Raw genomic sequence first — 1,557 nt, 5'->3', positions numbered from 1 at the left:
CCGCAGGCGGCCTGGAGTTTCTTCGGGCTGGCCGCGTTCGGCGTGGCGCGGGCGGTGAACAACATCCTGCGCTACGCGGTGCTACAGCAGAACTCGCCGGAGGATATGCGCGGGCGGATGTCGGGCCTGCTCATGGTGCAGTCGGTGACCGGTACCGCGGTCGGTTCCATGGCGGCCGGTGCGGTCGGCAATCTGGTGGAACCGGGTACGGCCCTGGTGGTCTACGGCGCGGCGGTGCTGGTGCTGTTCGTACCGGCGCTGGTGCTCATGGCGCCGCTGGTGGGTCTCACCGCGCCCGCGCGCCCCTTCGGCCCCGGCGCACCCGCCGGGCGGGAAGGACAGCCCGCGAAGGCGCCCGAGACCGATGCCGCCCCCGCGGAAATCGCCGGGAGCCTGCCCGGCACGGGTGTGGTCCCACCGGTACAGCCCACCGGGATCGTGGACAAAGGAAAGGACGGTGTGTGATGGATCGCGCGGCCTACCGTGAGCGGATCGCCGAAGTCATGGCCGGTTCGCACGGCGCGAAGGTCGGGTATCCGATCGGCCTGCGGGAAGTGGAGGTGCTCCGGACCGCGGCCGTGGGAACCGGCCTGGTCCGGATCACCTTCGGCGGACCGGGTCTGGACGGCTTCCACAGCTACGTGCCCGATGAGCACGTCCGGCTGATCTTCCCCGATACCGACGGCGCCCTGCGACTGCCCGTCCCCGACGGTCTGTCGCTGGAATGGCCCGCGCCCCGTCCGATCTCGCGGGAGTACACCGTGCGGCGTCACGACGCCGCCGGTGGCGAACTCGATATCGATTTCGCCCTGCACCCCGGCGGCCTGGCCGCCGAATGGGCGCGATCGGTCGCGGTGGGCACCCGGATCCATATCGCCGGTCCGCCCGGGGGAGTGGTGGTGCCCACCAGCTACGACAACTACCTGTTCGCCGGTGATATCACCGCGCTGCCCGCGATCGCGCGATGGCTGGAATGGCTGCCGCGCGATGCCAAGGGCTGGGCGTTCGTCGAGATCACCGACGAGGGCCAGGAGATCGAGCTGGACCCGCCCGCCGGGATCGAGGTCCGCTGGCTGCACCGGGGCGATGTCCCGGCGGGCACCGGGGATCTGCTGGAGAAGGCGGTGCGCACGGCCGATGTGCCCGCCGGGCAGACCGTGTACGCGTGGGTCGCCGGCGAAGCCGGGCAACTGCGTCCGATCCGCAAATGGATACGCGGCGAACTCGGTGTCGGGCCGAAGGACTGCCTGATCGCGGGCTATTGGAAACACGGGGTCGCGGATTTCGACCGCGAGGAATGAGGGATCAGATGACGAACGAATCGACGACGGCGCCCGATCGCGAGCGGTTCATCCGGGATGTGGCCGAGGTGATGGGCGTCGCGCCCGAGGAGTTGTCCACCGATACCAATCTGCTCGACGCCGGGCTGGATTCGGTGCGCATCATGCAGCTGGTGGAGAAGTGGCGCGCGGAAGGCCACGAGACCGTCGACCCGATGCTGCTGGCCGGTGATCCGGTATTGGATTCCTGGCTGGAGGTGCTGTGCCCGTGACCGGG

General features: G+C 69.8%; 2 protein-coding genes and 1 pseudogene. All 3 read left to right on the top strand.

Annotated elements, in window-relative coordinates; translation table 11 throughout:
* A pseudogene (locus ACWDU1_RS32260) lies at nt 1-465 on the top strand (hypothetical protein); the annotation flags it as partial.
* Complete coding sequence (locus tag ACWDU1_RS32255; protein WP_450004200.1) at nt 465-1,301, top strand: siderophore-interacting protein; 837 nt, start codon at nt 465-467, stop codon at nt 1,299-1,301. The pseudogene ACWDU1_RS32260 and the gene ACWDU1_RS32255, both read left to right, overlap by 1 nt.
* 8 nt (nt 1,302-1,309) lie before the next feature.
* Complete coding sequence (locus tag ACWDU1_RS32250) at nt 1,310-1,552, top strand: phosphopantetheine-binding protein (RefSeq protein WP_450004199.1); 243 nt, start codon at nt 1,310-1,312, stop codon at nt 1,550-1,552.
* The last annotated feature ends 5 nt before the right edge of the window (nt 1,553-1,557 follow it).

It is taken from the genome of Nocardia sp. NPDC003345 (genome assembly GCF_053589395.1).
The sequence above is the reverse complement of the archived record's forward strand: the minus strand, read 5'-3'. Positions and strand labels throughout refer to the sequence as shown.